This window comes from Pseudomonas sp. S3_C06 (assembly GCF_054667675.1).
In genome coordinates this window covers 3,592,592-3,615,036 of the sequence record NZ_CP162747.1, presented here as the reverse complement: position 1 = coordinate 3,615,036, position 22,445 = coordinate 3,592,592, and the positions used below count along the sequence as shown (strand labels likewise).

25 protein-coding genes and 1 other RNA gene are annotated in these 22,445 nt (G+C 60.0%); 15 read left to right on the top strand and 11 right to left on the bottom strand.

What is annotated here, in order from left to right; genetic code table 11:
• Positions 1-136: 136 nt before the first annotated feature.
• Genes AB4N44_RS16115 through AB4N44_RS16100 form a run of 4 tightly spaced genes read right to left on the bottom strand, consistent with a single transcriptional unit; the run spans position 137 to position 2,983 of the window.
• Entirely contained in the window at positions 137-874 is a 738-nt protein-coding gene (locus AB4N44_RS16115; RefSeq protein ID WP_007911148.1) for an amino acid ABC transporter ATP-binding protein, read from the bottom strand.
• The gene (locus tag AB4N44_RS16110) at positions 861-1,511 is read right to left on the bottom strand and encodes an amino acid ABC transporter permease (RefSeq protein WP_110718085.1); all 651 of its coding nucleotides are present in this window, start codon (positions 1,509-1,511) and stop codon (positions 861-863) included. The genes AB4N44_RS16115 and AB4N44_RS16110 overlap by 14 nt, the downstream gene beginning before the upstream one ends.
• A complete protein-coding gene (locus tag AB4N44_RS16105) occupies positions 1,508-2,176 on the bottom strand; it encodes an amino acid ABC transporter permease (RefSeq protein ID WP_007911165.1) in 669 nt (222 codons plus the stop codon). The genes AB4N44_RS16110 and AB4N44_RS16105 overlap by 4 nt, the downstream gene beginning before the upstream one ends.
• Before the next feature lie 21 nt (positions 2,177-2,197).
• Positions 2,198-2,983: a transporter substrate-binding domain-containing protein gene (locus AB4N44_RS16100; protein ID WP_007911166.1), complete on the bottom strand. Its 786-nt coding sequence runs from the start codon at positions 2,981-2,983 to the stop codon at positions 2,198-2,200.
• Between the two features lie 255 nt (positions 2,984-3,238).
• Here AB4N44_RS16100 and AB4N44_RS16095 point away from each other — a divergent pair, with 255 nt between their 5' ends.
• The 7 genes from AB4N44_RS16095 to AB4N44_RS16065 all read left to right on the top strand — a co-directional run bounded on the left by AB4N44_RS16095 (position 3,239) and on the right by AB4N44_RS16065 (position 11,374).
• Positions 3,239-3,946, top strand: coding sequence for a FadR/GntR family transcriptional regulator (locus tag AB4N44_RS16095; RefSeq protein ID WP_127930183.1), 708 nt, complete (start codon positions 3,239-3,241; stop codon positions 3,944-3,946).
• A 120-nt stretch (positions 3,947-4,066) separates the two neighbouring features.
• Positions 4,067-4,396, top strand: coding sequence for a thioredoxin TrxA (gene trxA, locus AB4N44_RS16090; protein ID WP_003206727.1), 330 nt, complete (start codon positions 4,067-4,069; stop codon positions 4,394-4,396).
• A 249-nt stretch (positions 4,397-4,645) separates the two neighbouring features.
• Positions 4,646-5,905, top strand: coding sequence for a transcription termination factor Rho (rho, locus tag AB4N44_RS16085; protein ID WP_003229334.1), 1,260 nt, complete (start codon positions 4,646-4,648; stop codon positions 5,903-5,905).
• 126 nt (positions 5,906-6,031) lie between these two features.
• Positions 6,032-7,993 carry an acyltransferase family protein gene (locus tag AB4N44_RS16080; protein WP_127930182.1) on the top strand — a complete coding sequence of 654 codons (1,962 nt, stop codon included), beginning with the start codon at positions 6,032-6,034 and terminating at the stop codon, positions 7,991-7,993.
• Positions 7,994-8,073: 80 nt separating this feature from the next.
• Complete coding sequence (ubiD, locus tag AB4N44_RS16075; protein ID WP_008081413.1) at positions 8,074-9,540, top strand: 4-hydroxy-3-polyprenylbenzoate decarboxylase; 1,467 nt, start codon at positions 8,074-8,076, stop codon at positions 9,538-9,540.
• Positions 9,540-10,508, top strand: coding sequence for a CDP-6-deoxy-delta-3,4-glucoseen reductase (locus tag AB4N44_RS16070; RefSeq protein ID WP_034151997.1), 969 nt, complete (start codon positions 9,540-9,542; stop codon positions 10,506-10,508). Before ubiD ends, AB4N44_RS16070 begins: the two co-directional genes overlap by 1 nt.
• 197 nt (positions 10,509-10,705) lie before the next feature.
• A complete protein-coding gene (locus tag AB4N44_RS16065) occupies positions 10,706-11,374 on the top strand; it encodes a gamma-glutamylcyclotransferase (protein WP_460108466.1) in 669 nt (222 codons plus the stop codon).
• On the opposite strand, the gene glpT is transcribed toward AB4N44_RS16065, so the two are convergent.
• Positions 11,350-12,699 (bottom strand): glycerol-3-phosphate transporter, encoded by a 1,350-nt coding sequence (gene glpT, locus AB4N44_RS16060; RefSeq protein ID WP_016985912.1) that lies wholly within the window; start codon positions 12,697-12,699, stop codon positions 11,350-11,352. The genes AB4N44_RS16065 and glpT overlap by 25 nt on opposite strands.
• 224 nt (positions 12,700-12,923) lie before the next feature.
• Between glpT and AB4N44_RS16055 the strand changes: the two genes are divergently transcribed.
• Positions 12,924-13,553 (top strand): flagellar basal body-associated protein FliL, encoded by a 630-nt coding sequence (locus AB4N44_RS16055; protein WP_460108468.1) that lies wholly within the window; start codon positions 12,924-12,926, stop codon positions 13,551-13,553.
• A 17-nt stretch (positions 13,554-13,570) separates the two neighbouring features.
• Here the strand turns inward: AB4N44_RS16055 and AB4N44_RS16050 are convergent, their stop codons facing one another.
• Complete coding sequence (locus AB4N44_RS16050; protein ID WP_414870511.1) at positions 13,571-14,548, bottom strand: NADPH:quinone oxidoreductase family protein; 978 nt, start codon at positions 14,546-14,548, stop codon at positions 13,571-13,573.
• A 150-nt stretch (positions 14,549-14,698) separates the two neighbouring features.
• On the opposite strand from AB4N44_RS16050, the gene AB4N44_RS16045 reads away from it, so the two are divergent.
• The gene (locus AB4N44_RS16045; RefSeq protein WP_127930178.1) at positions 14,699-15,106 is read left to right on the top strand and encodes a flagellar basal body-associated protein FliL; all 408 of its coding nucleotides are present in this window, start codon (positions 14,699-14,701) and stop codon (positions 15,104-15,106) included.
• Positions 15,107-15,221: 115 nt separating this feature from the next.
• Here AB4N44_RS16045 and AB4N44_RS16040 read toward each other — a convergent pair whose 3' ends face one another.
• Positions 15,222-15,674 carry an EVE domain-containing protein gene (locus AB4N44_RS16040; RefSeq protein WP_150749809.1) on the bottom strand — a complete coding sequence of 151 codons (453 nt, stop codon included), beginning with the start codon at positions 15,672-15,674 and terminating at the stop codon, positions 15,222-15,224.
• Positions 15,675-15,872: 198 nt separating this feature from the next.
• Here AB4N44_RS16040 and AB4N44_RS16035 point away from each other — a divergent pair, with 198 nt between their 5' ends.
• The gene (locus AB4N44_RS16035; protein WP_016985917.1) at positions 15,873-16,028 is read left to right on the top strand and encodes a hypothetical protein; all 156 of its coding nucleotides are present in this window, start codon (positions 15,873-15,875) and stop codon (positions 16,026-16,028) included.
• 36 nt (positions 16,029-16,064) lie between these two features.
• Here AB4N44_RS16035 and AB4N44_RS16030 read toward each other — a convergent pair whose 3' ends face one another.
• From AB4N44_RS16030 to AB4N44_RS16015, 4 genes are all read right to left on the bottom strand, one after another.
• Positions 16,065-16,670, bottom strand: a complete 606-nt coding sequence (locus AB4N44_RS16030; protein WP_122842238.1) for a 5-formyltetrahydrofolate cyclo-ligase — start codon at positions 16,668-16,670, stop codon at positions 16,065-16,067.
• An 81-nt stretch (positions 16,671-16,751) separates the two neighbouring features.
• Positions 16,752-16,930: non-coding RNA, 6S RNA (gene ssrS, locus AB4N44_RS16025), on the bottom strand.
• A 30-nt stretch (positions 16,931-16,960) separates the two neighbouring features.
• Positions 16,961-17,278: a cell division protein ZapA gene (locus AB4N44_RS16020; protein ID WP_034151990.1), complete on the bottom strand. Its 318-nt coding sequence runs from the start codon at positions 17,276-17,278 to the stop codon at positions 16,961-16,963.
• Positions 17,275-17,484 (bottom strand): TIGR02449 family protein, encoded by a 210-nt coding sequence (locus AB4N44_RS16015; protein ID WP_007911197.1) that lies wholly within the window; start codon positions 17,482-17,484, stop codon positions 17,275-17,277. The genes AB4N44_RS16020 and AB4N44_RS16015 overlap by 4 nt, the downstream gene beginning before the upstream one ends.
• Positions 17,485-17,614: 130 nt before the next feature.
• On the opposite strand from AB4N44_RS16015, the gene AB4N44_RS16010 reads away from it, so the two are divergent.
• Genes AB4N44_RS16010 through AB4N44_RS15990 form a run of 5 tightly spaced genes read left to right on the top strand, consistent with a single transcriptional unit; the run spans position 17,615 to position 22,426 of the window.
• Positions 17,615-18,175, top strand: a complete 561-nt coding sequence (locus AB4N44_RS16010) for a YecA/YgfB family protein (RefSeq protein ID WP_007911199.1) — start codon at positions 17,615-17,617, stop codon at positions 18,173-18,175.
• Between the two features lie 27 nt (positions 18,176-18,202).
• The gene (pepP, locus tag AB4N44_RS16005; protein ID WP_150749807.1) at positions 18,203-19,537 is read left to right on the top strand and encodes a Xaa-Pro aminopeptidase; all 1,335 of its coding nucleotides are present in this window, start codon (positions 18,203-18,205) and stop codon (positions 19,535-19,537) included.
• On the top strand, positions 19,534-20,721 hold the full coding sequence (gene ubiH / locus AB4N44_RS16000; protein WP_093429757.1) for a 2-octaprenyl-6-methoxyphenyl hydroxylase: 1,188 nt from the start codon (positions 19,534-19,536) through the stop codon (positions 20,719-20,721). Before pepP ends, ubiH begins: the two co-directional genes overlap by 4 nt.
• Positions 20,714-21,199, top strand: a complete 486-nt coding sequence (locus AB4N44_RS15995; protein WP_127930175.1) for a DUF4442 domain-containing protein — start codon at positions 20,714-20,716, stop codon at positions 21,197-21,199. The genes ubiH and AB4N44_RS15995 overlap by 8 nt, the downstream gene beginning before the upstream one ends.
• Before the next feature lie 9 nt (positions 21,200-21,208).
• On the top strand, positions 21,209-22,426 hold the full coding sequence (locus tag AB4N44_RS15990; RefSeq protein WP_174245148.1) for a 2-octaprenyl-3-methyl-6-methoxy-1,4-benzoquinol hydroxylase: 1,218 nt from the start codon (positions 21,209-21,211) through the stop codon (positions 22,424-22,426).
• Positions 22,427-22,445 lie beyond the last annotated feature (19 nt).

Here is a 22,445-nt window from a genome sequence, read left to right as displayed (position 1 = left end):
GCGCACCCCGAACCTGATCGTTCCCACGCTCTGCGTGGGAATGCCTCACCGGACGCTCTGCGTCCGCTTTTGGGACGCGGAGCATCCCTGGCTGTATTCCCACGCGGAGCGTGGGAACGATCAGGATAAGGCAGATTCAGGCTGTTGCTTCAACTGTGCCAATAAAGTTCGCCAGCTCCGCCGTCTGCGGATTGGCAAACAACACCTTCGGATCCCCCACCTCATGCACCTTGCCGTGGTGCATGAACACCAGTTTGTCGCCGACCTCGCGGGCAAAACGCATTTCGTGGGTGACCATGATCAGTGTCATGCCTTCCTTGGCCAGTTGCCGAACCACGCTGAGCACTTCATTGACCAGTTCCGGGTCGAGCGCCGAGGTGATCTCGTCGCAGAGCAACACTTTCGGCGACATCGCCAGTGCCCGGGCAATCGCTACGCGCTGCTGCTGGCCGCCGGAAAGCCGATCCGGGAAGGCATCGAATTTTTCCCCGAGGCCAACCCGTTCCAGCATCTCTCGCGCCAGTTCCGCTGCCTTGGCTTTCGGCACTTTCTGCACCACCTGCGGCGCGAGCATGACGTTTTCGCCCACGGTCAGGTGCGGGAACAGGTTGAACTGCTGAAACACCATGCCGACCTTCTGTCGCAGGCTGCGCAGGTCGGCGCGCGCGGCGTCGAGATACTCGCCGTCGACTTCGATCACGCCGTCGTTGATCGATTCCAGACCATTAAGCGTGCGCAGCAGGGTGGATTTGCCCGAGCCGCTGCGGCCGATGATTGCCACGACCTGGCCTTCCTCGACGCTGAGGTCGATGCCTTTGAGCACGTGGTGATCGCCGTAGTATTTATGCAGGGCGGAAATTCTAAGCAGAGGCATGCAGTCTCCTTTCCAGGTAGCGCGCACTGAGGGACAAGGGGTAGCAGAGCAGGAAGTAGCCGAGGGCGACGAGGCCGTAGACCATGAACGGTTCAAACGTGGCGTTGGCGAGCATGCCGCCGGTCTTGGTCAGCTCGGTGAAACCGATGATCGAGGTGACGGCGGTGCCTTTGACCACTTGCACCGAGAAACCCACGGTCGGCGCCACGGCGATGCGCAGCGCTTGCGGCAGGATCACGTAGCGCAGTTGCTCCAGCGGATTGAGCGCCAGACTTGCCGAGGCTTCCCACTGGCCGTTGGAAATCGATTCGACGCAACCGCGCCAGATCTCCGCCAGATAGGCGCTGGTAAACAAGGTCAGGGCAATCGCCGCGGCCATCCACGGCGAGATTTCGATCCCGGCCAGGGCCACGCCGAAGAACACCAGAAACAGCTGCATCAGCAGCGGCGTGCCCTGGAACAGTTCGATCCAGGTACGGGCGATGTTGCTCGACAGAGGATTTTTCGAGATGCGCATGATCAGGATCAGCAACCCGACGAGGCCGCCGCCAATAAACGCCACCAGCGACAACGCCAGCGTCCATTGCAGGCCGACGAGCAGGTTGCGCAGGATGTCCCAGAAGGTGAAATCGCTCATGCGCGGCTCCTGCTGATGTAGCGCCGACCGATCCAATTGAGTAGCTGGCGAATCAGCAACGCCATGCAAAGGTAGATCAGCGTGGTCAGCGCGTAGGTTTCAAAAGCGCGGAAGTTGCGCGACTGAATGAAGTTGGCAGCGAAGCTCAATTCTTCGGTAGCGATCTGCGAACACACCGCCGAGCCGAGCATGACAATGATGATCTGGCTGCTCAGCGCCGGCCAGACCTTGCCCAGTGCCGGCAGCAGCACCACATGGCGGAACGCCTCGAAGCGCGTCATCGCCAATGCCGCTGCGGCTTCCAGTTGCCCGCGCGGAATCGCCTGAATGCCGGCGCGGATGATCTCGGTCGAATAGGCACCGAGGTTGATCACCATCGCCAGCACCGCCGCCTGCCACTCGGAAATCTGCACGCCCAGCGACGGCAGGCCGAAGAAGATGAAGAACAACTGCACCAGAAACGGCGTATTGCGGATCAACTCGACGTAGACGCCGAAGATCGCCGAGAACGGGCGGATGTTCCACGCCCGCACCAACGCCCCGACAATCCCGACGCCGACCCCGAGCAACGCACCGATGGCTGTCAGCTCAAGGGTGAACAGCGCCCCGCGCAGCAGCAGGTCGGTGTTTTCCACCACCGGCATGAAATCGAACTGATAAGCCATGAAGGTCTCCCGCGCAGTCGATCAGAGATCGGCCGGCAGCGGCTCTTTCAGCCAGGTCTGCGAATTCTTTTCCAGTGCGCCGTCAGCCTTGGCGGTGGTCAGGATGTCGTTGACCTTGGCCAGCAGCGCCGCTTCGTTCTTGTTCACGCCGACGTAAACCGGCGAGTCCTTGAGCTTCACTTTCAGCGCCGGCACGCGCTTCGGGTTCTTTTCGCTGATCGCGACCATCACTACGTTGCCGCTGGCGATCAGGTCGACCTGGCCGGCGAGGTAAGCGGCGATGGTCGAGTTGTTGTCTTCGAAGCGCTTGATGGTCACGCCTTCGGGGGCGACTTTGGTCAATTCGATGTCTTCGATGGCGCCACGGGTGACGCTGATGGTCTTGCCCTTGAGGTCGTCGAGGCTGGCGATGGCGGCGTCTGGCGGGCCGAACACGGCGAGGTAGAACGGTGCGTAGGCGCGGGAGAAGTCGATGACTTTCTCGCGCTCAGGATTTTTGCCGAGGCTGGAAATCACCAGATCGACCTTGCCGGTGGTCAGGAAAGGGATGCGGTTGGTGCTGTTGACCGGGGTCAGTTCGAGTTTGACCTTGAGCTGGTCGGCCAGCAGTTTTGCCGTGTCGATGTCCAGGCCGCGAGGCTTCATGTCCGGGCCGACCGAGCCGAACGGCGGGAAATCCTGGGGCACGGCGACTTTCAGCGTGCCGCGTTTGACCACGTCGTCGAGACCATCGGCGTGAGCGGGAGCCTGGCTGAGCAGCAGACTGGAAAACAGGGCGGCGAGGAGGGCGCTGTAACGCTTGGTCATGAACAATCTCCGGATCGGCGGGAAGTGATTTCTGCGATCGGACAGAGCATGTGCCGTGCCAAGACGTGCCTTTTATCCCGGCAGGCCGCAGTTTCAGCGGCTTTGTTCGGTCTTACTGGTCTGAACAGTCAGGTTGTTTTTCGCACTGCCATGGCGCATCTGCCAGGTTCGCCGAACCCTGCTGGGGCACGACTTGCCGGACTCGCCGAATAGCTTTACAACTAGCCGCACATTGGCCTGGCGCGTCTGAAAACCATGAACTCGATTTCCCGTGCGGTACCCGAAGTGGCGCTGCAAGCGATCCGCAAACTGATCACCGAGCAGGGTTTCGGTGCGGGCGATGCTTTGCCGTCGCAGCGGGATCTGGCGCTGCAACTGGGTGTCAGTCGGGCGTCTTTGCGTGAGGCGCTGTCATCGTTGAGTGCGTTGGGCGTGGTCAGTATTCAGCCGGGCAAAGGCGTGTTCGTGCAGTCGCCAGTGGAGTTGTCGCGCGGCGAAAACGCACCGGGCTGGTCGTTCGCGGCGCAGGCGTCGCCATTGGATATCTTTCAGTTGCGCTATGCGCTGGAAGGTTTTGCGGCGGGGCTGGCGGCGGTGACCTTGAGCACGTTCGATCTGGATGCGCTGGAAGACAATGTCGCGGCCATGCGCGATCAGTTGAAGGCCGGCGACTTTGAGGCGGCGGCGAAACTCGACTTCGAATTTCACCGACGGATCCTCCTGGCCAGCGGCAATCAGGCGATGCTGAGCATCCTTACGGCCAGCGCTGAAATGTTCCTGGAAAGCCAGAAACTACCGTTCATCCGTGCCGAGCGCGCCATGGAAACCTGGCAGGAACACCGCAAGATCCTCCGCGCCCTCGCGCGCCGGGCGTCGGGTGCGGCGCAAAAAGCCATGCAGGAACACGTGCGCAACGCCGCCCTGCGCACCGGAATTTCCTTCATTGCCCCCGCCACGGCGTGACTTGAGCTATACCCAAACTCATCGAGTGCCATAGCAAGACTCAATCAACTGCGGCTTCCTGAACAGGGGAAGGGCGGCTATGATGGGCCACGTTTTTTTGCTTACAACCTGGAGAATTCCATGAGCAGCGATCTTATCAAACACGTTAGCGACGCTAGCTTCGAAGCCGACGTACTCAAGGCCGAAGGCGCTGTCCTGGTCGATTACTGGGCTGAATGGTGCGGTCCTTGCAAAATGATCGCTCCGGTTCTGGACGAGATTGCCGAGACTTACAAAGGCAAGCTGACCGTTGCCAAACTGAACATCGACGAGAACCAGGAAACCCCGGCCAAGCACGGCGTGCGTGGTATCCCGACGCTGATGCTGTTCAAGAACGGCAACGTTGAAGCGACCAAAGTCGGCGCGCTGTCGAAGTCGCAACTGGCTGCTTTCCTCGACGCCAACATCTAAGCGTCGCTGTAAAGAGCCTGAAAAAAAGCCCCGCAAATAGCGGGGCTTTTTGCGTATTCAGGGCTAGACGCTCCGAAACTCAGGTGGTACATTCGGCCCCGCACTGGTTTCTCCATTGCCCCCTGCTAGCCGTCGCCGACGCACTCCTTTTCGAATTAGTTCGCGATCCTGTCGCCTTCTCCGCGGCGCGGCCTCATTAAGCCAAAAGCTTAATTTCCCCCCCTCCATAAATGATTACGTCATTCCTATATGAATCTGACTGAACTCAAGCAAAAGCCGATTACCGAACTGCTCGAATTGGCCGAACAGATGGGCATAGAAAATATGGCCCGTTCGCGCAAGCAGGACGTGATTTTCTCCCTGCTGAAAAAGCACGCGAAAAGCGGCGAGGAAATCTCCGGTGATGGCGTGCTGGAGATTCTCCAGGACGGCTTCGGCTTCCTGCGCTCCGCTGACGCTTCCTACCTGGCCGGCCCGGACGATATCTACGTCTCGCCAAGCCAGATCCGCCGCTTCAACTTGCGCACCGGTGACACCATCGTTGGCAAGATCCGCCCTCCGAAGGAAGGCGAGCGGTATTTCGCCCTGCTCAAGGTCGACACGATCAACTTCGATCGTCCCGAGAACGCGAAAAACAAGATTCTCTTCGAGAACCTGACCCCGCTGTTCCCGACCGTGCGCATGAAGATGGAAGCCGGTAACGGTTCCACCGAAGACTTGACCGGTCGCGTGATCGACCTGTGCGCCCCGATCGGCAAAGGCCAGCGTGGTCTGATCGTCGCACCGCCGAAAGCCGGTAAAACGATCATGCTGCAGAACATCGCAGCGAACATCGCCCGTAACAACCCTGAAGTTCACCTGATCGTGCTGCTGATCGACGAACGTCCGGAAGAAGTGACCGAAATGCAGCGCACCGTGCGCGGCGAAGTGGTTGCCTCGACCTTCGACGAGCCGCCGACCCGTCACGTGCAGGTTGCCGAAATGGTGATCGAGAAGGCCAAGCGCCTTGTTGAACACAAGAAAGACGTGGTGATCCTGCTTGACTCCATCACCCGTCTGGCCCGTGCCTACAACACCGTGATCCCGAGCTCCGGCAAGGTATTGACCGGTGGTGTCGATGCCCACGCCCTCGAGAAGCCAAAGCGTTTCTTCGGTGCTGCGCGTAACATCGAAGAAGGCGGCTCGCTGACCATTATCGCCACCGCGCTGGTTGAAACCGGCTCGAAGATGGACGAAGTGATCTACGAAGAGTTCAAGGGTACCGGCAACATGGAACTGCCTCTGGATCGCAAGATCGCCGAGAAGCGTGTGTTCCCGGCGATCAACATCAACCGCTCCGGCACCCGCCGCGAAGAGTTGCTGACTGCCGACGACGAACTGCAGCGTATGTGGATCCTGCGCAAGCTGCTGCACCCGATGGATGAAGTGGCTGCCATCGAGTTCCTGGTCGACAAGCTGAAGACGACCAAGACCAACGACGAGTTCTTCTTGTCGATGAAGCGCAAGTAATACACGCGCTGTAAAAAAGAACGCTCCCGAAAGGGGGCGTTTTTTTTGTGTCCGTAACAAATAACTTTCGTAACGCGCTACTGTCCTTGTCTGGAGCGGTTTGTACCTACAAGGATAAGAAAGGTTATGCACACGTTTGGCAATCGCCGTGATATCGACGGATTACGGGCACTGGCGGTTATTCCCGTCGTACTGTTTCATTTCGGATTCAACACATTCAGCGGCGGTTTTGTCGGCGTTGATGTGTTCTTCGTCATTTCCGGCTTTCTGATCACCTCAATCCTGTTCCGTGAAATCAGCGCCCAGCGGTTCAGTTTCCTCGACTTCTGGGGGCGTCGCGCCCGGCGCATCCTGCCGGCATTGACTGTGGTTGTGGTAGTGACGCTGGCATTGGGCTGGCTGTTGCTGACGGCCAAAGATCTGGCTGAGCTGGGACGGACGATTCGTTACCAGTCGCTGTTCATTTCCAACATCCTGTTCATGCGCGAAGACGGTTACTTCGAGCCCGCCTCGGAGCTCAAGCCGTTGCTGCATACCTGGTCGCTGGCGGTGGAGGAGCAGTACTACATCTTCTTCCCGCTGATGATGGTGCTGATGATGCGCTACGTCCGTCATTGGCGCTGGATGTTGTTCGCTGTGCTGCTGGTGTCGTTCGGTTTGAACATTGTCTACATCGAACGCCGGCCGGAATTTGCTTTTTTCGCCCTGCCGACCCGCGCGTGGGAACTGCTCTGCGGGGCCATGCTGGCGGTCATACCCGTGCCCAAACATGTCGCGCGGCCGTGGCTGCGTGAGTCCGTTGGCCTGGCAGGGTTGGCGGCGGTGCTGTTTGCCGTGTTTACCTACGACAAAACCACCGTGTTCCCGGGCTGGGCGGCGCTGTTGCCGGTATTGGGTACGACGGCGTTGATCTGGTCAGGCGCACAGGGCCCAACGTGGGCCGGCCGGTTGTTGAGTATCCCGGTTCTGGTGTGGATCGGCCTGCTGTCCTATTCGCTGTACCTGTGGCATTGGCCGGTTTACGTGTATGCCAACGCGATTTCCATCGATGGCATCCAGCCGTTGGAGGCAATTGGCTGGATGGCCCTGGCGTTGGCGCTGGCCTGGCTGAGCCTGCGATACATCGAGCTGCCGTTTCGTGAGAAGCGTGTGTTTGCCAGCCGTAATTCGGTGTTGGTCGGCGGTTTGGTGTCGATCACGGTTCTGGCGATCACCGGCTCGGCGATTCGCTCGGCAGACGGTGTTCCGCAGCGTCTGACCGGCAAGGCGCTGGAATATGCGCAATCGCGTGAGTGGAACGCCGGGCAGTCGAATTGCATGCACTTGAGCACCGATAAGGCGTTGACCAAATCCTGCCTTGTGGGCGGTGATCAACATATTACGGCGACAAAAATGTTCTGGGGCGACAGTCACGCCGCTGCATTGTTGCCGGCCATCGAAGGCAATGCCGGGCGCAACGTGCAGCCGGTGTGGCTTTACAGCTTGACCGGGTGCCCGCCGATCATCGATGACCACTTGCGCCCTCAGTGCAAAGACTTCAACCAGCGCAACATGGACCGCGTCACGAGTCTGGGGATCAAGGACGTGGTGTTGGCGGCAAACTGGAGCCTGTACGTTTATGGTCGTGAAGACGGCGATGGCGATCTACAGTTCCTGCTTGATCGCAAGGACAACCCACGCCAGGCAGAGCAGCGCATGGCCGTCGCCCTCAAGGCGCAAGTGGCCGAGCTGCGTGAAGCGGGCGTGCAAGTCTGGCTGTTCAAGGAAGTGCCACTGCAACACAAGAGCTTCATCGACCGTCTGACCAGTCTGGCGCGCATCGGCCGTTCGGCAGACGGTCTCGGTCGCCCGCTCAACGAGCACTTGGCTCGCCAGCAGTTTTTCACTTCGTTGTTCGGTTCGATGAGCGCCGCTGATTCCGGCATTCATGTCATCGATCCGACGCCGCTGATGTGCAAGGACGGCTTGTGCGCCATCGATGTCGACGGCCACTCGCAGTACAAGGATGCCGATCATCTTTCGGACGTTGGCAGCGCCAGACTGAGCCCGTTGTTTGCGCCATTGATGCTGGGCACCAGCGACAATTGATTGATGCCAGGCTCTGACGGGCTGCTGTTTGCCCGTCAGAGCAGGTAGGATGTACGCCTATTTTGAGGGTGCCATCGTCAATGAAATTCAAGGATCTTCGGGATTTCGTGCAGCAGCTTGAGCAGCGCGGAGAGTTGAAACGCATCCAGATTCCCGTCTCGCCGGTGCTGGAAATGACCGAGGTGTGCGACCGCACGCTGCGGGCCAAGGGCCCGGCGCTGCTGTTCGAAAAGCCGACGGGCTACGACATCCCGGTGCTCGGCAACCTGTTCGGAACCCCCGAGCGGGTGGCCATGGGCATGGGCGCCGAGTCGGTCAGCGAGCTGCGCGAAATCGGCAAGCTGCTGGCGTTCCTCAAGGAACCGGAGCCGCCGAAGGGCTTGAAAGACGCGTGGTCGAAACTGCCGATCTTCCGCAAAATCATCTCGATGGCGCCGAAAGTCGTCAAAGACGCGGTGTGCCAGGAAGTGGTCATCGAAGGCGACGACGTCGACCTGGCGATGCTGCCGGTGCAGACCTGCTGGCCTGGCGACGTCGGCCCGCTGATCACCTGGGGTCTGACCGTCACCAAAGGCCCGAATAAAGAACGCCAGAACCTCGGTATTTACCGTCAGCAAGTGATCGGCCGCAACAAGGTGATCATGCGCTGGCTCAGCCACCGTGGCGGCGCCCTCGACTTCCGTGAGTGGTGCGAGAAGCACCCGGGTCAGCCGTTCCCGGTGTCCGTGGCCCTTGGCGCGGATCCGGCGACCATCCTCGGCGCCGTGACGCCGGTGCCGGATAGCCTGTCCGAATACGCTTTCGCAGGGCTCTTGCGCGGTAACCGCACCGAACTGGTCAAGTGCCGCGGCAATGACCTGCAAGTGCCGGCCACCGCCGAAATCATCCTTGAAGGCGTGATCCACCCCGGCGAAATGGCCGATGAAGGCCCGTACGGCGATCACACCGGTTACTACAATGAAGTCGACAGCTTCCCGGTGTTCACCGTAGAGCGCATAACCCACCGGATCAAACCGATCTATCACAGCACCTACACTGGCCGTCCGCCGGATGAGCCGGCGATTCTCGGCGTGGCGCTGAACGAAGTGTTCGTGCCGATCCTGCAGAAGCAGTTCCCGGAAATCACCGACTTCTACCTGCCGCCTGAAGGCTGTTCGTACCGCATGGCCATCGTGACCATGAAGAAGTCGTATCCAGGGCATGCCAAGCGCGTGATGCTCGGTGTCTGGTCGTTTTTGCGACAGTTCATGTACACCAAGTTCGTTATCGTCACCGACGACGATATCAACGCCCGCGACTGGAACGACGTGATCTGGGCCATCACCACGCGCATGGACCCCAAGCGCGACACGGTGATGATCGATAACACGCCGATCGACTACCTCGACTTCGCCTCGCCGATCTCTGGCCTGGGCTCGAAAATGGGCCTCGATGCCACCCACAAGTGGCCGGGCGAAACCACTCGCGAGTGGGGCCGCGTGATCGTCAAGGACGACGCCGTCACCCAACGGATCGATGCCATCTGGAATCAGTTAGGAATAGATTGATGCGTGTAACCCTGCAGCCCTCCGGAGCAGTGCTTGAGATACAGCCCGGTGAGCGGATTCTCGACGGCGCGCGGCGCTTGGGCTACGAATGCCCGCAAAGCTGCCGCAACGGCAATTGTCATGTGTGTGCGGCGCTGCTGGTTGAAGGTAGTGTCGCGCAGGACGGCAAGGTGCACGACCACGGCGAGTTCTACACTTGCATAGCCGAGCCGCTGGAAGACTGCATCCTGCTGTGGGATGGCGTGCTCGCGCTGGGAGAACTGCCGGTGCGCAGCCTGTCGTGTCAGGTCATCGAATGCCGCGATGTGGGTGGCGACACCTGGCGCGTTCGCCTGCGCGCTCCGGCCGGCAAGCCACCGCGCTATCACGCCGGGCAGTACTTGATGATCGAGCGCGAGAACGGTGAGAAGTCAGCGTTTTCCATGGCCTCTGCGCCGCACGGCGGGCGTGATCTGGAAATCCACGTGCTGGCGCGCGAAGCCAGTGCACTGAGCCTGATCGAACAGCTGCAACGCAACGCGATGGTGCGGGTCGAGCTGCCGTTCGGCGATACGCATCTGGCCGAGCTGCCCGACGGGCCGCTGGTGTTGGTTGCCGCTGGTACCGGCATGGGCCAGATTCACGCCTTGATCGAGCACTGCCGCGCCAACGGCTTCAAACATCCCGTGCATCTGTACTGGGGCGTGCGCCGTCCGGAAGACTTCTATGAGATCGAACACTGGGACGAGTGGCTGAAATTACCCAATCTGTTCCTGCACAAAGTCGTCAGTGATCAATGCGGTTGGGAAGGGCGCTGTGGCATGTTGCACGAGGCAGTCTGTGAAGACTTCCCTGACCTGAAACCGCTGCACGTCTATGCCAGCGGCTCGCCGGCAATGGTCTACGGCACGCTGGACGCATTGGTCGAAGCCGGGATGGACGCCCATCAAATGCGTGCCGACGTGTTCGCTTACGCTCCCCGCTCCTGAATCCGTTATAACTCTCTATATAGCCGATCGGTATTTATGTAATTGCATAAATACCGCTAGGTTATATATCAATCAGGCAATCAATTAAGAACTGTGCCATGGCACTCAAATTGCCTTAAAACATATGTGCCTTATTGTTACAGCGGTGCGTTCTATTAAGTAATTCTTCACCCGCGGGGAGCTGAACGCTATTCGCCATGAGCGCCATTGAAAACGCTTTTCTGAATTTGAATTACCCTCCGCGGCTCGATCTTGGGCCGCAGCTGACGCACGAACAACTTCTCGCTTCCATGCAATCGACCATGGCGCGCCACAAGGGCGGGCCGGTGTGGCTGTTCGCCTATGGTTCGCTGATCTGGCGGCCGGAGTGTTCGGCAGTGGAGCGGGTGCGCGGACGCGTGCATGGCTACCATCGCGGCTTGTACCTGTGGTCGCACGAGCACCGCGGGACGCCGGAAATGCCCGGTCTGGTATTTGGTCTGGATCGCGGCGGTTCGTGCAGCGGCTTCGCCTATCGCTTGCCGGAAGACAATCTCGATGCGGCGCTGTACGCCTTGTGGAAACGCGAGATGCCGGTGCCATCCTATCGGCCACACTGGCTCAACTGCCGGCTCGGAGACGGCACTCAGGTGCAGGCGTTAGGATTCGTTCTGGAGCGACACCTGCCCAGCTATGCCGGCAACTTGCCGGATCATGTGCTGAGCCAGGTGTTCGAGAGCGCCAGCGGGCGTTACGGCACTACTCGCGATTATGTCGAGCAGACCGCACACGCCCTGCGCAGCCACGCCATGCCAGACCGCAATCTGGAGGCGCGGCTCAAGCGCTGTAAATCACAGTCGGATCAAGCGACTGCTTCACGGCTCTGACTGGCGACTTGCTTGTGCCACAGCGTCGGGGCCAGGAAGGCCATCGCCAGCAGGCAAGCGCCCACCAGTAGCACGAAACCGCCATCCCAGCCGAAATGGTCCACGGTGTAGCCCATCGCGGCACTGGCCGCGACCGAACCACCGAGATAACCGAACAGACCGGTGAAGCCTGCGGCAGTGCCGGCGGCTTTCTTCGGTGCCAGCTCCAGCGCTTGCAGGCCGATCAGCATCACCGGGCCGTAGATCAGGAAGCCGATCGAGAACAGCGCGATCATGTCGACGGTCGGGTTGCCGGCCGGGTTCAGCCAGTAAACCAGCGTTGCCACGGTCACCAGTGCCATGAACACCATGCCGGTCAGGCCACGGTTGCCACGGAAGATCTTGTCCGACATCCAGCCGCACAGCAGCGTGCCCGGAATCCCCGCCCACTCATAGAAGAAATAGGCCCACGAGGTCTTGTCGACGGTGAAACCCTTGGCTTCTTTCAGGTAGGTCGGTGCCCAGTCCAGCACGCCGTAACGCAGCAGATAGACGAAGACGTTGGCCATGGCGATGTACCAGAGCATTTTGTTGCGCAGCACGTATTTGACGAAGATCTCTTTCGCGCTGAATTCGTCTTCGTGGCTGGCGTCGTAGCCTTCCGGGTAATCGTTCTTGTACTTCTCGATCGGCGGCAGGCCAACCGATTGCGGGGTGTCGCGCATGGTGATGAACGCGAACACGGCCACGCCCAGCGCCACGGCTGCCGGTACGTAGAACGCTGCGTGCCAGTCGTTGAACAGGCCCATGCCGAGCAGGAACAGCGGGCCGATCAGGCCGCCACCGACGTTATGCGCCACGTTCCACACGGACACCACGCCGCCGCGTTCCTTTTGCGACCACCAGTGCACCATGGTCCGGCCACTTGGCGGCCAACCCATGCCCTGGGCCCAGCCGTTTATGAACAGCAGGATGAACATCATGGTCACGCTGGACGTTGCCCACGGCGCGAAACCGAAAATGAACATCACCCCGGCCGAGACCAGCAGGCCGAACGGCAGGAAGTAGCGCGGGTTGGAACGGTCGGACACCAGGCCCATGAGGAATTTCGACAAGCCATAGGCGATGGCGATCGCGGACATCGCCAGACCCAGATCACCGCGGCTGTAGCCTTCGTCGATCAGGTACGGCATGGCCAGGGAGAAGTTTTTGCGCAGCAGGTAATAACCCGCGTAGCCAAAGAAAATACCGGCGAAAATCTGCCAGCGCAGGCGTCGGTAAGTGCTGTCTATTTTTTCTTCAGGCAATGGAGCCTGATGTGCGGCAGGACGAAAGAAAGCAAACATTCAAGAGCTCCAGATTTCTTGTTTTGACTGCGGATGCGAATGTTACAGTTTCGTTACCGAAAATAGCACCGGTTCGCATCGAGCAAATAGCGGAAAATGTTGGAAGTCGCGTGTTCCTTTACGAACCTGTCGCTCAGCTGTAAGAACAGGGCGTTTTTGTCGCGCTCGGGACGTTGTGACTTAGACTCGCGATCTACAGATCGCCTGATTTCTCGAGATAAACGATGACCCCGAAAGTTCGCAGGCTATTGCCCAGACTGTTGATGGTTGTTGCGGTGGCTGCTTCAGTGCTGGTGTTGAACTTCGCACAGGGTTCTGCAGCGCCAGGCCTGCGCAATGTCACCGTATTGATCGTCCGCCATGCGGAAAAGCCTGATGTCGGCCGAGAACTCAATGCCCAGGGCGAACAGCGCGCCGCAGCCTACGCGGACTATTTCACCTCTTTGCAGTTGGACGACCAGACACTCACGCCCCAACGTCTGATCGCTACCGCCGACAGCCCGGAAAGCATCCGCCCGCGTCAGACGCTGATTCCACTGTCCCAACGCCTGCAACTGCCGATTGAACAGCCCTACGCCAATACCGACGTCGACAAACTGGTCAGCTCGCTGCGCAAGAATAATCAGGCGAAAACCGTGCTGATCGCTTGGCATCACGGCCACATCAATAAACTGATTGCCGCTTTCGGCGGCGATGGCCCGGCGTTGATCGGTCAACCGAAATGGCCGGTGAATGTTTATGACTGGCTGATTGTTTTGCGCTTCGATGACAAGGGGCAGTTGGTTGAGTCGCGTAGCGAAAAGGTTCAGGAGCATCTGATGCCGGGCGACATTGCGGCGTCGCCCGTTGGTTGAAGCGCTTTCATTGTTAATTAGCGCACTTGCACCACCACCTTGCCCACAGCCTTGCGCTGGCCAAGATCATTGATCGCCTGCGCCGCATTGCTCAGTGGATACACCTGCGATACCAGCGGTTTCAACTTGCCCTCGGCGAACCAGCCGAACAATTGCTGGAAGTTCGCCGCATTGTCTTGCGGCTGGCGCTGGGCGAAGGAGCCCCAGAACACACCAAGTACAGCCGCGCCTTTGAGCAGGGCAAGGTTGACCGGCAGTTCCGGAATGCGCCCGCTGGCGAAGCCGACCACCAGCAGGCGACCATTCCAGGCGATGGCGCGGATGGCTTGGTCGAAGAGATCGCCGCCGACCGGGTCGTAAATCACATCGGCACCCTGGCCGTCGGTGAGGCGTTTGATTTCGTCCTTGAGGCTGGTTTCGCTGTAATTGATCAACTCATCGGCGCCGGCAGCTTTGGCCACCGCCAGTTTCTCCGCGCTGCTGGCGGCAGCGATGACGCGGGCGCCCATGGCTTTGCCGATTTCCACCGCAGCCAGGCCGACGCCACCGGATGCGCCAAGCACCAGCAGGGTTTCGCCTGCTTGCAGATTGGCGCGTTGTTTGAGCGCGTGCATCGAGGTGCCGTAGGTCATGCTGAAGGCGGCGGCGGTGTTGAAGTCCATCGACGGCGGAATCGGCAGCACGTTATAGCCTGGCACCGCGACCTGTTCGGCGAAACTGCCCCAACCGGTCAGGGCCATGACGCGGTCACCAACCTTGAGGTGGCTGACCTTTTCCCCGACTTCACGCACCACACCGGCCGCTTCACCTCCGGGCGAGAACGGGAAGGGCGGCTTGAATTGATACTTGCCCTCGATGATCAGCGTGTCCGGAAAGTTGACCCCGGCGGCGTGCACGTCCAGCAGGATTTCGTTCTTCTTCAGGGCGGGGCTGGCGACGTCTTCCAGCACCAGCGATTCGGCAGGGCCGAAGGCTTTGCACAGCACGGCTTTCATCAGGGCTATTCCTTTGGGAGTGATGGCCGATAAGTGTAGGTGTGTCAGTCAACGGGTCAACGAGCATGCCCGGCCCTGATAGTCAGCCATAAGCTTGTGCTTGCGCGGCGGGTCGTTATGCTAGGCCGCAAACCGGATAAGGAGCGAATTGTGAAAGCGTGGATCATGTTGTTGCTGGCCCTGTCTCTGCCTGTGGCAGCGCTGGCCGAAGAAGCCAAAGAAGGCGAGGCGCCGAAGGTAAGTTACATCACCCTGAGCCCACCGTTTGTGGGCAACTACGGGCTGGACGGCACACCGAAGCTCAAAGTCTACAAGGCCGATGTGGCGCTGCGTGTGAGTGGCGAAGAGGCGAGCAAACTGGTCAAGGCCAACGAACCGTTGATTCGCAATCAGCTGGTAGCGCTGTTCACTCAGCAGACCACCGAGGCGATGGGCAGCATCGAAGGTAAAGAGAAGCTGCGTCAGGAAGCGTTGAAGCAGACCCAGCAAGTGATGAATGACGAGACCGGCAAGCCGGTGGTTGAAGATCTGTTGTTCAACAACCTGATCATTCAATAAGCCATTCGTTGTCCGGGCTGGCCCCATCGCGAGCAGGCTCACTCCTACAGTTGGAATGCGTTCCCCTGTAGGAGTGAGCCTGCTCGCGATGGCGATGTTTCAGGCAACATATTCTTCAAGGCTTGAGCGCAATCACCGCAGCCCACTGCTCCGGCGTCACCGGCATCACCGACAACCTTGATCCCTTTTGCACCAACGGCATCTCCGCCAGCGCCGTCTGCTGCTTCAGATAATCCAGCTTCAACACCCGGGCAAACGTCTCGACGTGCTCGACATCGATCGCACTCCAGGCATTTTTCTCCGGCGTCGCCTTCGGGTCGAAGTAATGACTTTCCGTCTCCAGTGCGGTGGGATCCGGGTACGCCGCTTCGATTATTTTGCCAATTCCGGCAATTCCCGGCTCCGGGCAGCTGGAGTGATAGAAAAAGAACTCATCGCCCACTGCCATCGAGCGCAGAAAATTGCGCGCCTGATAATTGCGAACCCCGTCCCAGCGCGCTTTGCCGAGTTTTTCCAGACCTTTGATCGAGAGTTCGTCGGGCTCGGACTTCATCAGCCAATAGGCCATGGTTTTTTGCTCCTGAAACGGTCATTGGGCAGGTTGTCGGGCAATTTTATGACAAACCGACAGTCGGTTGACGTCAGCGTTTGCGCGCAGGTTCACGTTGTCGCAAAATGCCGGCCTTTAAAGCTTGACGCTGCTGCACGGCCTACGAACGGAAACCGCTGCTGTCATCGTGATGATGTGCCTTGAGGGGGGCAATCGATGAAACGCAAACCGGATTTGCTATGGACTTTGGTCATTTTGTTTGGTCTGGGCGTTGTAACCACCGGTTACGCGCAGAGCCTGTGGTCGAACAAGGCAGACGCGCCGATTGAAGTCGCGCAACAAGTACAACAGTCGACAGCCTTCAAGCGCTGACACTGGTTTTTCGACGCCGCTGATCTGCGCGGCGTCCTATCCTGCGAAATACCACGCCTTGTCGCTGACCGTGCCTTGTAACGGTACATCCCAACTCGCCTGCGCCAAGCGTTCGACCTTCTGACACTCATGAGCCAGTCCCAACAGCGTCGGCTTGCGCCAGCTTTTACGCCGCGCCAGATACGCCAGGCTGCGATCGTAGAAGCCGCCGCCCATCCCCAGTCGCCCACCGACATCGTCAAAACCCACCAGTGGCAACAACACCAGATCCAGCGCCCAGACCTTGCGTTGCTGCGCCAGATTGGCGCGCGGCTCGAGAATGCGGAAGCGATTGGGTTTGAGTTTCTCGCCGGGACGAATTCGCTGAAAGACCATTTTGGTTCGTGGCCAGGCACTCAGCACCGGCAGGTACGTTGCCTTGCCCCGACGCTGTGCTTCACGCAGCAGCAGGCGCGGATCGATTTCACCGTCGGTGGGCAGGTACAGAGAGATATGTTTGGCCCGGCGAAAATGCGGGTCTTGCGCCAATTGCCGGTACAGGCCTTTGGCGGCCTGGCGTTGCTCGCTTTTGCTCAGTGAGCGGCGTGCCTTGCGCAGCAGGCGGCGGAGTTGCGGGCGGGGCAGCAGCGCGGGTTCGGTCATGGTTCGGCTTCGGCAGGATGGATGCAAAAACGTACGCATAAAAAATCCGATGGCGGTTTTCACCGACATCGGATTCGAATCAGGCTCCCCGGATGAACCGCTGTCAACTTAGCCCTTGAACCCGAAAGTTCAAGGTGGAAGATGCAGTAGACTTTAAGGCTTTCCGTCTAGCGGACATGCACACCAGCCCAACGTGCAACTTCCAGGGTAGTGCGAATCGGCTCAGGGACATCGTCAACTGGCAAGCACCCCAGGGAGTGCCGCGAGTATACCGCAAGCGGCCAGTCGAATCAGCCCTTGGTGGTGTTCTGATCGTCGGCGAGGACCAGATCGACACGATCGAGCAAGTCGCGCACCTGTTCACGGGTCGAACCGCTGGCCTGGATATCCGGGCGCTCTTCTTTGTGCAAGAGGTCATGGGTGATGTTCAGCGCGGCCATCACAGCAATGCGATCGGCGCCGATGACTTTACCGCTGCTGCGGATTTCGCGCATTTTGCCATCGAGGTAGCGGGCGGCACTGACCAGATTGCTGCGTTCTTCCTGCGGGCAGATGATCGAATATTCTTTGTCGAGGATCTGCACGGTGACGCTATTGCTTGAACTCATGAGTCTTGCTCCAGGGCCTTGAGGCGCGAAATCATCGATTCGACCTTACGCCGGGCGATTTCGTTTTTTTCAATGAGGTGAGCGCGTTCCTCGCGCCAGGTTTTTTCCTGAGCTAGTAAGAGTGCGTTTTGACTCTTTAGTTGCTCGACTCGGCCAATCAGCAGTTCGAGTCTGGCCATCAGCGCTTGCAGGTCGGTGTCTTCCATTGTGTCCACTGGGTCGGAGTCTGTCTGATGGGATAGCTGGCGGACAGCCTTTAATAGTCTTGGCGAGTCTGTCGATGTAGGATACAAGGCCTTCATTCTAGACATAGCGCCGTCTGGCGCCTAGCTGCCCATGACCATTGCGAATTCCCCGTACCAAGCCTTTGCCACCCTGCTGACCTCCAGCGGCCACAACGTCTCGCCTGCCGAACTGCACGGCGTGCTGCTCGGGCGCAGCTGCGCCGGTGCCGGCTTCGATAACGAAGGCTGGTTGATCGACGCCGCCGAACTGCTCGAAGGCGACATCCAGGACAACGTCCGCAACGCCCTGATCGGCCTGCAAGAGATGGTCAAAGGCGAGCTGACCGGCGACGACGTCACCGTCGTTCTGCTGCTGCCGACCGATGACGCACCGCTGGCCGACCGCGCCGCTGCACTGGGCGAGTGGTGCCAGGGCTTCCTCAGCGGTTTCGGCCTGAACTGCCGCGACAGCAGCATGCTCAGCACTGAAGCCACCGAAGTGCTGCAGGATCTGGCTGCCATTTCCCAAGTGCAGGACGCCCTCGAAGAATCCGAAGACGGCGAGACCGACTACATGGAAGTCATGGAGTACCTGCGCGTTGCGCCGCTGCTGCTGTTCTCGGAAACCAAGAAAGCCGACGTGCCGCCAGCCGCCAAGCCGTCGCTGCATTAATCGCGTGCCAGGGAAAGCCATCTGCCCATGACCCATATCCCGAAAGCGGAATACAGCCGTCGCCGCAAGGCCCTGATGGCGCAGATGGAACCCAACAGCATCGCGATCCTGCCCGCCGCCGCGGTCGCTATTCGCAACCGCGACGTCGAGCACGTCTACCGTCAGGACAGCGACTTCCAGTACCTCAGCGGTTTTCCCGAGCCGCAAGCCGTCATCGTCCTGATGCCCGGCCGCGAACATGGTGAGTACGTGCTGTTCTGCCGTGAGCGCAATGCCGAACGCGAGTTGTGGGACGGTTTGCGTGCAGGGCAAGAAGGCGCGATCCGCGACTTCGGCGCCGACGACGCTTTCCCGATCACCGACATCGACGACATCCTCCCGGGCCTGATCGAAGGCCGCGACCGGGTGTATTCGGCGATGGGCAGCAACCCCGAATTTGACCGCCACCTGATGGACTGGATCAACGTGATCCGCTCTAAAGCGCACCTTGGCGCCCAGCCGCCGAACGAATTCGTTGCCCTGGATCATCTGCTGCACGACATGCGCCTGTATAAATCGGCGGCAGAAGTGAAGGTGATGCGCGAAGCCGCACGGATCTCGGCGCAAGCCCACATCCGCGCGATGCAGGCCAGTCGGGCCGGGCTCCACGAGTACAGCCTCGAAGCCGAGCTCGATTACGAATTCCGCAAGGGCGGGGCGAAGATGCCGGCCTACGGGTCGATCGTTGCCGCCGGGCGCAACAGCTGCATTCTGCATTACCAGCAGAATGACGCGGTGCTCAAGAACGGTGACCTGGTGTTGATCGACGCCGGTTGCGAGATCGACTGCTACGCCAGCGACATCACCCGCACCTGGCCGGTCAACGGCACGTTTTCACCCGAGCAGAAAGCGATCTACGAGTTGGTGCTGGCCTCGCAGGAAGCCGCATTCGCCGAAATCGCCCCGAACAAACACTGGAATCAGGCGCACGAAGCCACGGTTCTCGTTATCACCACGGGGTTGGTGAAACTCGGTTTGCTGCAGGGTGAGGTCGACGAATTGATCGCCAGCGAAGCCTATAAAGCGTTTTACATGCACCGCGCTGGCCACTGGCTGGGTATGGATGTGCATGACGTCGGCGAGTACAAGGTCGGCGGCGAATGGCGCGTGCTGGAAGTCGGCATGGCGCTGACCGTGGAGCCGGGCATCTACATCGCCCCGGACAATCAGACCGTCGCGAAGAAATGGCGCGGCATCGGCGTGCGCATCGAGGACGACGTGGTGGTGACCAAAACGGGCTGTGAAATCCTCACCAGCGGCGTGCCGAAAACCGTCGCTGAAATCGAAGCGCTGATGGCACAAGCAAGGACACACGCGGCATGAGTCGAGTCAATCTGGCAATCATCGGTGGCGGTCTGGTCGGCGCCAGTCTGGCGTTGGCCTTGCAGGCCGGGGCCAAGGCCCGTGGCTGGAAGATCGTACTGATCGAGCCGTTCGCCCCCGGCGACAGCTGGCAGCCGAGCTACGACGCACGTTCCTCGGCGCTGTCCTTCGGTTCGCGACAGATTTATCAACGCTTGGGCGTGTGGCAGGAAATCTCCCGCCGCGCCGAGCCGATCAAACAGATTCACGTTTCCGACCGTGGCCGCTTCTCCACCGCGCGTTTGTCGGCGATGGAAGAGGGCGTGCCGGCGCTCGGTTATGTGGTGGAAAACGCCTGGCTCGGCCAGTGTCTGTGGCAACACATCGACAAAGACGTGATCAGTTGGCGCTGCCCGGCAGAAGTCACGCGCATGGAACCGTTGCCCGACGGCTATCGCCTGACCCTCAACGATGAAACCACCCTTGAATGCGACCTCGCAGTGCTCGCCGATGGCGGTCGCTCCGGGCTGCGCGAACAGTTGGGCATCAACGTGCGCAAGCGTCCGTACAACCAGAGCGCGCTGATCGCCAACATCACCCCGAGCGAAGCGCACAATGGCATGGCCTTCGAACGCTTCACCGACGAAGGGCCGATGGCCTTGCTGCCGCTGCCGGAAAACCGCTGCGCTTTGGTCTGGACCCGTCTGGGCATGGACGCGCAGCGTCTGGCCGATCTGAGCGAACGCGATTTCCTCAGCGAATTGCAGGGCGTGTTTGGATATCGCCTCGGCACGTTGAAACAGGTTGGCGCGCGGCATCTTTATCCGCTGACGCTGGTCGAGGCCGAAGAGCAGGTGCGCTCGCATCTGGCCGTGCTCGGCAACGCGGCGCACAGCCTGCACCCGATTGCCGGGCAGGGTTTCAACCTGTCTCTGCGCGATGCCGATGCCTTGGCCGCTGCATTGCTGGCGAGTGACAAACCTTTGGGCGACTTCGCCACATTGCAGGCTTATCGCGAGCGTCAGCGTCTCGATCAGGACCTCACCGTCGGTTTCTCCGATCAGGTCACGCGCCTGTTCGGCAGCACGCAGCCGCTGGTTTCGCTGGGCCGTAATATCGGCCTGCTCGGCCTCGATCTGTTGCCGCCGGCCAAGCGCTGGTTTGCCCGTCAGGCCATGGGTTTGGGAACACGACCGGATGCTTAAGTGGCTGACCGCTAAATTCGGCAAGGCGCGGTTGATGCGCTGGGTGATGACGTTCTACCCGCCTTATCTTGGCGCCGGTGTACGAGTTAGGCACATCAGCGATGACTTTCGCGATGTGCAGGTATCGATGGGCCTCGGCTGGTACAACCGCAACTACGTCGGCACCCAGTTTGGCGGCAGCCTGTATTCGATGGTCGATCCGTTCTTCATGCTGATGCTTATGGAAAACCTTGGCTCGCGTTACATTGTCTGGGACAAGGCGGCTGATATCGACTTCATTGCGCCTGGCAAAGGCCCGGTGTTCGCCCGTTTCAATATCGACGAGACCTTGCTCGCCGAGATTCGCCGGCAAACCGCCAATGGCGAGAAATACCTGCCGCAGTTGCAGGTCGACATTCATGACGGCGCCGGCAATCTGGTGGCGCGGGTCGGTAAAACCCTTTACGTGCGGCTCAAGCCGCAAGCGAGACAGGCTTAAAGCATGGAAATGCGCGCAGATCTGCTGATTGTCGGAGCCGGAATGGTCGGCAGCGCCCTGGCGTTGGCGTTGCAGGACAGCGGGCTGGAAGTCCTGCTGCTCGACGGCAGCCCGCTGAGCGTCAAACCCTTCGACGCCGAAGCCGCGTTTGAACCGCGAGTGAGTGCCTTGTCGGCAGCCAGCCAGCGCATTCTTGAACGTCTCGGCGTCTGGGAAGGCATCGCCAAGCGCCGCAGCAGCCCTTACACCGACATGCATGTCTGGGACGGCAGCGGCACCGGGCAGATCCATTTCTCGGCGAGCAGTGTGCACGCCGAGGTGCTTGGCCATATCGTCGAAAACCGTGTGGTGCAGGATGCCTTGCTCGATCGCTTGCACGATTGTGATCTGGGCATGCTGGCCAATGCGCGGCTGGAACAGATGCGCCGCTCGGGCGATGACTGGCTGCTGACGCTGGCTGACGGTCGTCAGTTACGTGCGCCGTTGGTGATTGCCGCTGACGGTGCCAACTCGGCAGTGCGACGTCTGACCGGTGTGGCGACGCGTGAGTGGGATTACCTGCATCACGCCATCGTTACCAGCGTGCGCAGTAGCAAGCCGCATCAGATGACTGCGTGGCAGCGTTTTACCGATCACGGGCCGTTGGCGTTTTTGCCGCTGGAGCGTGACGGGCAGCAGGATTGGTGCTCGATCGTCTGGTCGACCACGCCGAGTGAGGCCGAGCGCTTGATGGCGCTGGACGAAGCGGATTTCTGCCGGGAGCTGGAACGCGCTTTTGAAGGTCGTCTGGGCGAAGTGATCAGTGCTGATCCGCGCCTGTGCGTGCCACTGCGTCAGCGTCATGCCAAGCGTTACGTGGCCGAAGGCCTGGCGCTGATCGGCGATGCGGCGCACACCATTCACCCGTTGGCGGGGCAGGGGGTGAACCTGGGTTTCCTCGATGCGGCGGTGCTGGCCGAAGTGCTGTTGCAGGCGACCGAGCGCGGTGAGCGTTTGGCGGATGTGAAAGTGCTGAGCCGTTACGAGCGTCGGCGCATGCCACACAACCTCGCGCTGATGGCGGCGATGGAAGGGTTTGAGCGGTTGTTTCAGGCCGACCCGTTGCCGGTGCGTTGGTTAAGGAATGCCGGGTTGAAGCTGGTGGAGCAGATGCCGGAGGCGAAGGCGCTGTTTGTGCGTGAAGCCCTCGGGTTGACCGGGGATCTTCCGGCCCTCGCCAAACCCTGACATCTACATTGAGGCTGAT

Excerpts from the sequence above, each read along its gene's own strand:
- AB4N44_RS15990 (WP_174245148.1), top strand. The coding sequence starts at position 21,209 with ATGCGCGCAGATCTGCTGATTGTCGGAGCCGGAATGGTCGGCAGCGCC.
- AB4N44_RS16070 (WP_034151997.1), top strand. The coding sequence starts at position 9,540 with ATGCGTGTAACCCTGCAGCCCTCCGGAGCAGTGCTTGAGATACAGCCC.
- AB4N44_RS15995 (WP_127930175.1), top strand. The coding sequence starts at position 20,714 with ATGCTTAAGTGGCTGACCGCTAAATTCGGCAAGGCGCGGTTGATGCGC.
- AB4N44_RS16100 (WP_007911166.1), bottom strand. The coding sequence starts at position 2,983 with ATGACCAAGCGTTACAGCGCCCTCCTCGCCGCCCTGTTTTCCAGTCTG.
- ubiH (WP_093429757.1), top strand. The coding sequence starts at position 19,534 with ATGAGTCGAGTCAATCTGGCAATCATCGGTGGCGGTCTGGTCGGCGCC.
- AB4N44_RS16010 (WP_007911199.1), top strand. The coding sequence starts at position 17,615 with ATGACCATTGCGAATTCCCCGTACCAAGCCTTTGCCACCCTGCTGACC.
- AB4N44_RS16020 (WP_034151990.1), bottom strand. The coding sequence starts at position 17,278 with ATGAGTTCAAGCAATAGCGTCACCGTGCAGATCCTCGACAAAGAATAT.
- AB4N44_RS16095 (WP_127930183.1), top strand. The coding sequence starts at position 3,239 with ATGAACTCGATTTCCCGTGCGGTACCCGAAGTGGCGCTGCAAGCGATC.
- AB4N44_RS16110 (WP_110718085.1), bottom strand. The coding sequence starts at position 1,511 with ATGAGCGATTTCACCTTCTGGGACATCCTGCGCAACCTGCTCGTCGGC.
- AB4N44_RS16030 (WP_122842238.1), bottom strand. The coding sequence starts at position 16,670 with ATGACCGAACCCGCGCTGCTGCCCCGCCCGCAACTCCGCCGCCTGCTG.
- AB4N44_RS16050 (WP_414870511.1), bottom strand. The coding sequence starts at position 14,548 with ATGAAAGCCGTGCTGTGCAAAGCCTTCGGCCCTGCCGAATCGCTGGTG.
- AB4N44_RS16040 (WP_150749809.1), bottom strand. The coding sequence starts at position 15,674 with ATGGCCTATTGGCTGATGAAGTCCGAGCCCGACGAACTCTCGATCAAA.
- ubiD (WP_008081413.1), top strand. The coding sequence starts at position 8,074 with ATGAAATTCAAGGATCTTCGGGATTTCGTGCAGCAGCTTGAGCAGCGC.
- trxA (WP_003206727.1), top strand. The coding sequence starts at position 4,067 with ATGAGCAGCGATCTTATCAAACACGTTAGCGACGCTAGCTTCGAAGCC.
- AB4N44_RS16105 (WP_007911165.1), bottom strand. The coding sequence starts at position 2,176 with ATGGCTTATCAGTTCGATTTCATGCCGGTGGTGGAAAACACCGACCTG.
- AB4N44_RS16035 (WP_016985917.1), top strand. The coding sequence starts at position 15,873 with ATGAAACGCAAACCGGATTTGCTATGGACTTTGGTCATTTTGTTTGGT.
- AB4N44_RS16055 (WP_460108468.1), top strand. The coding sequence starts at position 12,924 with ATGACCCCGAAAGTTCGCAGGCTATTGCCCAGACTGTTGATGGTTGTT.
- AB4N44_RS16080 (WP_127930182.1), top strand. The coding sequence starts at position 6,032 with ATGCACACGTTTGGCAATCGCCGTGATATCGACGGATTACGGGCACTG.
- AB4N44_RS16015 (WP_007911197.1), bottom strand. The coding sequence starts at position 17,484 with ATGGAAGACACCGACCTGCAAGCGCTGATGGCCAGACTCGAACTGCTG.
- pepP (WP_150749807.1), top strand. The coding sequence starts at position 18,203 with ATGACCCATATCCCGAAAGCGGAATACAGCCGTCGCCGCAAGGCCCTG.
- AB4N44_RS16115 (WP_007911148.1), bottom strand. The coding sequence starts at position 874 with ATGCCTCTGCTTAGAATTTCCGCCCTGCATAAATACTACGGCGATCAC.
- rho (WP_003229334.1), top strand. The coding sequence starts at position 4,646 with ATGAATCTGACTGAACTCAAGCAAAAGCCGATTACCGAACTGCTCGAA.
- AB4N44_RS16065 (WP_460108466.1), top strand. The coding sequence starts at position 10,706 with ATGAGCGCCATTGAAAACGCTTTTCTGAATTTGAATTACCCTCCGCGG.
- glpT (WP_016985912.1), bottom strand. The coding sequence starts at position 12,699 with ATGTTTGCTTTCTTTCGTCCTGCCGCACATCAGGCTCCATTGCCTGAA.